Below are 6,732 nucleotides of genomic sequence, written 5' to 3'. Positions count from 1 at the left end.
TGACTTACTTTAGTGTGAGACTCTTGATACTTTTGCTATCCGATCCGAGGATCGGTTCGCTGCCATCAAGCGCCCACACTTATCGGCTGTTAATTTTTAAAGAACGTTTCTGCGAGAAGTTCTTCCTTCTCAGCAGCGCTGCGTTGTCAGCAGCAGAGAAACGAGATTATGAACACTGTTTCGCAGTTCGTCAACAACTTTTTTAACTACTTCGTTGCGACTGCGGGGTTCATCTTCCTGCGCCGGCCGGCCGCCCAACAGGGCATCCAACCAACTTCGCTTCCCCCTTCCGCGCCGCGTTGCCGTTAGCGCGAAAGAGGCGTGATTCTAGGCATCCCGCGCCGCCAGCGCAAGGGGGTGCGCGAAATAAATTCAAAAAAACCCCGTGCGCTGCCGCGCACGGGGCGCTCCTATATATAGAGCGTATAGAGCGCCCCGTCGCTCACGACACGTCACTTCCCCGCAACCAGCGCCTGCAGCCGATCGACCGGCACCGCATCGGCCATCGCCGCATAGCCGGCGTCGCTCGGGTGGATGCCGTCGCCGCTGTCGTAGCGACGCTGCAGAACGCTCGGGCGCGCCGGGTCACGCAGTGCCTCGTCGAAGTCCGCCACCCCGTCGAACGCGCCGCCGCTCCGGATCCAGCGGTTCACTTCCAGCCGGATCGCCTCGCGCCCCGCGGGCAACGCCGCCGGCGTGAGCGTCGCGCCAATCACCTTCACGCCCTGGCGGTGCGCAGCGTCGATCAGCCGGCGATAGCCGTCGATCAGCAATGCCGCCGTCACCTGCGTATGCGGATGGTCGCAATCGAGACCGGCTTTCGGCGGCATCGCCGCGAAGTTGATGTCGTTGATGCCGATCAGCAGGATCGCCGCCTTCACACCCGCACGCGACAGTGCATCTCGCTCGAAGCGGGATTGCAGCGACGTGCCGTAGCACGCCGAATCGCTGAGCAGCCGATTGCCGCTGATCCCCAGGTTCACCACGCCGATCGCATCCGTACCCGACGACGCAAACCGGCGCGCCAACGCATCCGGCCACCGGCGATTCCGGTTCAGGCTCGAGCGCAGCCCGTCGGTGATCGAATCGCCGATCGCCGCGACACTCGCGCGCGCCGGCCCGGCCTCGACCGCGAGCTCGCTCACCCACGCATATTGGGTGAAGCGGGTGCGGAACGTACCGGCGCCGGCGTCCCTCGTGAAATCGCCCGGCCCCGATACATAGTTCAGCTGGTTCGACACCCGGTGCCAGACCGTCATCCGCTGGTGTGCCCCCATATATAGACTGACCGCCAACGGCCGCCCCGCCGTCACCTCGATCGCCACCGGATCGCTCTCGATCTCCTGCCCCGGCGCCAGCGTGACCGACGCCTTGCCGCCGAAACGCACCGCCGCCGGCGCGGCGTCGGCCAGCGCCGCATCTTGGCCCGCGCGCGCGAGACTTGCCGACTCGACGACCAGCGGCCCGCTGCCGTACGCGTTGCTCACGCGAATCCGCGCCGCCCGGCCCGCCACCGTCGGATAAACGATCTGCCGGACCGTCCTGCCCGCCACGTCGGGCGCGCGATACAGCGGCGGCGGCGCCGCCAGATCCGGAATCGGCTGCAGCGCGGTAGCCCAGGCGGCAACCCACCCCGCCGGCGCGGCGCCGGCCGCGAGCGGCGACAGGAGAACGGACGCGCCCAGCGCGGCCGCGGCAAGACTGCTACGGAAAGACATCGGCAAGATCCTCATCGGAAAGCGGGCATTGTGCCGCAGAAGCCATTCGGCTCCGCGCGTCGCCGCGCGTTCCCGCGCGCGGCTCCATTACCCCTCCTGTCGTATACCCGCACCGCATGATTTATCGCAAAAAATTTATTAACCGACCGGTCGGTTGGTTTATACTGCGCACACATTCAACCGGACGAGAACCTCGCCATGTACACGCAATCCCTCGACATTCCCGGCAACGTCGCCCCGCTCGACGCCGCGGCCGAGTCGCCCGAGCAGGCGCGGTTCGACGCGGTCATGGCTGCGGACGGCAAGATCGAGCCGCAGGACTGGATGCCCGACGCGTACCGCAAGACGCTGGTGCGCCAGATCTCGCAGCACGCGCACTCGGAAGTCGTCGGCATGCTGCCGGAAGGCAACTGGATCTCGCGCGCACCGAGCCTCAAGCGCAAGGCGATCCTGCTCGCGAAGGTGCAGGACGAAGCAGGCCACGGCCTCTACCTGTATAGCGCGGCCGAGACGCTCGGCGTGTCGCGCGATGCGCTGATCGACGCGCTTCATGCCGGCAAGGCGAAATACTCGAGCATCTTCAACTACCCGACGCCGACCTGGGCGGACGTCGGCGTGATCGGCTGGCTCGTCGACGGCGCCGCGATCATGAACCAGATCCCGCTGTGCCGCTGCACGTACGGCCCGTATGCGCGCGCGATGATCCGCGTGTGCAAGGAGGAGTCGTTCCACCAGCGGCAGGGCTTCGATGCGCTGCTGTCGATGATGAAGGGCACCGACGCGCAGCGCGCAATGGTCCAGCAGGCGGTGGACCGCTGGTGGTGGCCGGTGCTGATGATGTTCGGCCCGAGCGACGCCGATTCCGTGCACAGCAACCAGTCGGCCAAGTGGGGCATCAAGCGGATCACGAACGACGACTTGCGGCAGAAATTCGTCGACGCGACCGTCGAGCAGGCCAAGGTGCTCGGCGTGACGCTGCCCGATCCGGACCTGAAATGGAACGACGCGCGCGGGCACCACGACTACGGCGCGATCGACTGGGAAGAATTCTGGCGCGTCGTCAACGGCGACGGCCCGTGCAACAAGGAACGCCTCGCGACCCGCGTGAAAGCGCACGAGGACGGCGCATGGGTGCGCGAAGCCGCGCTCGCGCACGAAGCGAAGCGCCGCGCCCGCGCCGAACAACACGCCGCCTGAGCGGCATGCCCCGGCGCCCGTGCGCCGGGCTCCATCGAATCCGGGAATCCAGGAGAGACTGATGAACAAGGAATGGCCGATCTGGGAAGTGTTCGTGCGCAGCAAGCAGGGCCTCGACCACAAGCATTGCGGCAGCCTGCACGCCGCCGACGCGTCGATGGCGCTGCGCATGGCGCGCGACGTGTACACGCGCCGCCAGGAAGGCGTGAGCATCTGGGTGGTGCCGTCGTCGGCGATCACGGCGTCGGATCCGAACGAGAAGGCCGAGCTGTTCGAACCGGCGGGCGACAAGATCTACCGTCACCCGACGTTCTACACGCTGCCCGACGAAGTCAACCACATGTAACGCCCGCGCCATGACGATCACGCCCGAACACCTCGCCTACGTGCTGCGCCTCGCGGACAACGCGCTGATCCTCGGTCAGCGCAACGCCGAATGGTGCGGCCACGGCCCGATTCTCGAAGAAGACATCGCGCTCACCAACATGAGCCTCGATCTCGTCGGCCAGGCGCGCATGCTGTATACGCACGCAGCCGACCTCGAGCGCCAGCTGACCGGCGCCGCGAAGACCGAGGACGACTACGCGTACTTCCGCACCGAACGCGAGTTCGCGAACTTCACGCTCGCCGAGCTGCCGCACTACGGCCCGATCGCAGGCACCGCGCACGCCGACAAGGACTACGCGGTGACGATCGTGCGCAACTTCCTGTACGCGACGCTGATGCTGCACGTGTGGTCCGCGCTCGAAACCTCGTCCGACGCGACGCTCGCCGCGATCGCCGCGAAATCGGTCAAGGAAACCCGCTACCACGTGCATCACGCACGCGAATGGTTCGTGCGCCTCGGCGACGGCACCGACGAATCGCACCGCCGTGCGCAGGCGGCGCTCGACTACCTGATGCCGTACACGCGCGAGTTCTTCGCCGCGGACCGGATCGACGACGCGATCGCCGCGCACGGCATCGGCCCGGCGCCGGCCTCGCTCGAAGCGGGGTGGCGCGCCGACGTCGACGACGCGCTCGCGGAGGCGACCCTCGCGCTGCCCTCGCCGGTCCAGCACGTCACGACCGGCAAGCAGGGCGAGCACTCGGAACACATGGGCTACCTGCTCGCCGAAATGCAGAGCCTCGCGCGCCAGCATCCGGGCGCGACCTGGTAACGCACCGACTCACCGGAGCCTGACGATGTCCGTCCCCACCGCCGCCGCCCCCGCTTCGCACCCCACCGATCCACTGCTCGCGCGCGCATGGGAAGTGCTGGAAGCGGTGCCCGACCCGGAAATCCCCGTCGTATCGATCCGCGAGCTGGGCATCCTGCGCGACGTCCGGCGCGCGGACGACGGCCAGCTCGAGGTCGTGATCACGCCGACCTACTCGGGCTGCCCGGCGATGTCGCAGATCGCCGAGGACATCGCGGCCGCGATGCAGCAGGCCGGCCTGCCGCCGCACCGGGTCGCCACCGTGCTCGCCCCCGCGTGGACGACCGACTGGATCACGCAGGAAGCGCGCGACAAGCTGCGCGCGTACGGCATCGCACCGCCGGTCGGCCAGTGCGGCAGCGCCGCGCCGCGCGAAAACGTCGTCCGCTTCGTGCCGCGCCCGGTCGCGGCACCGGTCTGCCCGCGCTGCGGCTCCGCGCGCACCGAGCGTCTCGCCCAATTCGCATCGACCGCCTGCAAGGCGCTGTATCGCTGCGTCGACTGCCGCGAACCCTTCGACTACTTCAAACCCTACTGAATATGGCGACCCCGCAATTTCATCCGCTGCGTATCCGCGACGTGCGGCCCGAGACCGCCGACGCCGTGACCGTCTCGTTCGATGTGCCGCCCGAGCTGCGCGACGCCTACCGTTTCACGCAAGGGCAGTTCGTCACGCTGAAAACCCATATCGACGGTGAAGAAACGCGCCGCTCGTACTCGATCTGCGTCGGCACCACCGATTACGACCGCGACGGCGAGCTGCGCATCGGCATCAAGCGCGTGCGCGGCGGGCGCTTCTCGAATTTCGCGTTCGACACGCTCAAGCCCGGCCACACGATCGACGTGATGACGCCGGACGGCCGCTTCTTCACGCACCTGAATGCGGATCACGGCAAGCAATACGTGGCGTTCTCCGGCGGCTCGGGCATCACGCCGGTGCTCGCGATCGTCAAGACGACGCTCGAGCTGGAGCCGCGCAGCACGTTCACGCTGATCTACGGCAACCGCAGCGTCGACGCGATCATGTTCGCGGAGGAGCTCGAGGACCTGAAGAACCGCTACATGAACCGCTTCGTGCTGTATCACGTGCTGTCCGACGACCTCCAGGACGTCGAGCTGTTCAACGGCGTGCTCGACCAGGCGAAGTGCGCGGCGTTCCTCGACACGCTCGTACCGGCCGACTCAATCGACGAGGCGTTCATCTGCGGCCCCGCACCGATGATGGATGCGGCGGAAGCCGCGCTGAAGGCGGCCGGCGTGCCGCAGGCGAAGGTCCACGTCGAGCGCTTCGGCACCCCGCTGCCGCAGGCCGGCGTGCCGGCCGTCGAGATCACCGACGCGACGCCCGCCGCCGAACTCGAAATCGTCCTCGACGGCAAGAAGCGCAAGCTGCGCCTGCCGTACGAAGGCGTGAGCCTGCTCGACGTCGGCCTGCGCGCGGGCCTCGCGCTGCCGTACGCGTGCAAGGGCGGCGTGTGCTGCACCTGCCGCGCGAAGGTGCTCGAGGGCGAGGTGCGGATGGAGAAGAACTACACCCTCGAGGCGCAGGAGGTGAAGGACGGCTTCGTGCTCACCTGCCAGTGCCATCCGGTCAGCGACAAGGTCGTGGTGAGCTACGACGAACGTTGACCCGCCCGCGAGCCGGGGCGTCGACCGGCCGCAAGCCCGGCACGGTGCGGCCCGGCGTCGCTGCGCCCGACGGTTTCGCGCCGTCACACATCTCGCTTACACTAGGGGCCGCCCGCCGGCCGGACCGCGTCAGGTCCGACCGGCCGGCGGTTTTCTATTGTTGACGACAGGCCGATGAGTACCATTCACGTGATTCAGGGCGGCTCCGCCGCCGCGTCGCTCAACGAGGCGCTTGCGCAAGCCGGGCGCGACGAGCGCGTCGTCGGATTGCGCGACGATCTGGCCGTCGGGCCCCTCAAGGGCATCGACGAGACGCCGGACGCTCGCGCGGCATTCTGGCAGCGCGTGCTCGGCGACCAGATCCCCGACTGGAAGGCGGAAGTCGAACACGAGTTCGCAAGCCTCGACCTGCTGGCGATGGACACCGGCCAGGTGGTCGTCTGGCATGCGCCGAGCGTCGGCGACAAGCTGCTGCTGCGCCGGGTCGCCTACCATCTGCGCAATGTGCCGCAGCGCCTGAACGAAGTCCGCCTGTCGGATGCCGACCTCGATACGCCGCCGCCGCGTGCGGACCGCGCGTGCGCGACCGGCATGTTCTCGCCCGCGCAGCTGCGCGCGAAGCTGCCGGAAGCCGCGCCGATCTCGGTGCTGCGCATCGGCCGGCTCGCGCTCGAATGGCAGGAAGCGAAGCACCTGGATGCCGAGCTCCGCTACTGGATCAGCAACACGATCAAGAGTGGCCACTTCGCGAACCTCGATGCGCTGATCCTCGAGCACGCGGCCGGCGACTGGCTGCCGGCGCGGCGGCTCGCCGGCAGCGTGATGGCCGGCGCCGACCGCGGCGGGCTGTTCGTCAGCGACTCGATCGCGCTGTGGCGCTGCCGGGAGCTGGCCGCCGCCGGCCGCCTCGAACTGCAGGACCCCGCCGCCGACCTCCCCGTCACGCTGGTGCGCGCCACCCGCGCCGCCGTGCCGCAACGCTAATCTCC

Annotated in this window: 8 protein-coding genes; 7 read left to right on the top strand and 1 reads right to left on the bottom strand. The window is 68.0% G+C overall.

All coding sequences use genetic code 11. From position 1 onward, the window contains the following. Nucleotides 1-206, top strand: a 206-nt coding sequence (locus tag HWY45_RS36610; protein WP_208450112.1) for a hypothetical protein, incomplete at its 5' end; no start/stop codon positions are given. 246 nt (nt 207-452) lie between these two features. On the opposite strand, the gene HWY45_RS15920 is transcribed toward HWY45_RS36610, so the two are convergent. Beyond that, nucleotides 453-1,718 (bottom strand): SGNH/GDSL hydrolase family protein, encoded by a 1,266-nt coding sequence (locus tag HWY45_RS15920; protein ID WP_059882085.1) that lies wholly within the window; start codon nt 1,716-1,718, stop codon nt 453-455. Between the two features lie 198 nt (nt 1,719-1,916). On the opposite strand from HWY45_RS15920, the gene paaA reads away from it, so the two are divergent. The 6 genes from paaA to HWY45_RS15890 all read left to right on the top strand — a co-directional run bounded on the left by paaA (nt 1,917) and on the right by HWY45_RS15890 (nt 6,727). Further along, nucleotides 1,917-2,915 (top strand): 1,2-phenylacetyl-CoA epoxidase subunit PaaA, encoded by a 999-nt coding sequence (gene paaA, locus HWY45_RS15915; protein ID WP_059564005.1) that lies wholly within the window; start codon nt 1,917-1,919, stop codon nt 2,913-2,915. 61 nt (nt 2,916-2,976) lie between these two features. Further along, nucleotides 2,977-3,261, top strand: a complete 285-nt coding sequence (gene paaB / locus HWY45_RS15910) for a 1,2-phenylacetyl-CoA epoxidase subunit PaaB (protein ID WP_010092957.1) — start codon at nt 2,977-2,979, stop codon at nt 3,259-3,261. Nucleotides 3,262-3,271: 10 nt separating this feature from the next. Next, nucleotides 3,272-4,075, top strand: a complete 804-nt coding sequence (paaC, locus tag HWY45_RS15905) for a 1,2-phenylacetyl-CoA epoxidase subunit PaaC (RefSeq protein WP_059882087.1) — start codon at nt 3,272-3,274, stop codon at nt 4,073-4,075. 25 nt (nt 4,076-4,100) lie between these two features. Beyond that, nucleotides 4,101-4,652 carry a 1,2-phenylacetyl-CoA epoxidase subunit PaaD gene (paaD, locus tag HWY45_RS15900; RefSeq protein ID WP_059882089.1) on the top strand — a complete coding sequence of 184 codons (552 nt, stop codon included), beginning with the start codon at nt 4,101-4,103 and terminating at the stop codon, nt 4,650-4,652. A gap of 2 nt (nt 4,653-4,654) precedes the next feature. Further along, a complete protein-coding gene (paaE, locus tag HWY45_RS15895; RefSeq protein ID WP_059801844.1) occupies nt 4,655-5,743 on the top strand; it encodes a 1,2-phenylacetyl-CoA epoxidase subunit PaaE in 1,089 nt (362 codons plus the stop codon). 174 nt (nt 5,744-5,917) lie between these two features. Further along, the gene (locus tag HWY45_RS15890) at nt 5,918-6,727 is read left to right on the top strand and encodes a DUF1835 domain-containing protein (protein ID WP_059882091.1); all 810 of its coding nucleotides are present in this window, start codon (nt 5,918-5,920) and stop codon (nt 6,725-6,727) included. The last annotated feature ends 5 nt before the right edge of the window (nt 6,728-6,732 follow it).

This window comes from Burkholderia stagnalis, assembly GCF_902830275.1.
GTDB lineage: Bacteria > Pseudomonadota > Gammaproteobacteria > Burkholderiales > Burkholderiaceae > Burkholderia > Burkholderia stagnalis.
The sequence above is the reverse complement of the archived record's forward strand: the minus strand, read 5'-3'. Positions and strand labels throughout refer to the sequence as shown.

What these genes read in the sequence shown, in the direction of transcription:
- paaE (WP_059801844.1), top strand. Translation starts at nt 4,655, where the DNA reads ATGGCGACCCCGCAATTTCATCCGCTGCGTATCCGCGACGTGCGGCCC.
- paaD (WP_059882089.1), top strand. Translation starts at nt 4,101, where the DNA reads ATGTCCGTCCCCACCGCCGCCGCCCCCGCTTCGCACCCCACCGATCCA.
- paaB (WP_010092957.1), top strand. Translation starts at nt 2,977, where the DNA reads ATGAACAAGGAATGGCCGATCTGGGAAGTGTTCGTGCGCAGCAAGCAG.
- paaC (WP_059882087.1), top strand. Translation starts at nt 3,272, where the DNA reads ATGACGATCACGCCCGAACACCTCGCCTACGTGCTGCGCCTCGCGGAC.
- HWY45_RS15890 (WP_059882091.1), top strand. Translation starts at nt 5,918, where the DNA reads ATGAGTACCATTCACGTGATTCAGGGCGGCTCCGCCGCCGCGTCGCTC.
- HWY45_RS15920 (WP_059882085.1), bottom strand. Translation starts at nt 1,718, where the DNA reads ATGTCTTTCCGTAGCAGTCTTGCCGCGGCCGCGCTGGGCGCGTCCGTT.
- paaA (WP_059564005.1), top strand. Translation starts at nt 1,917, where the DNA reads ATGTACACGCAATCCCTCGACATTCCCGGCAACGTCGCCCCGCTCGAC.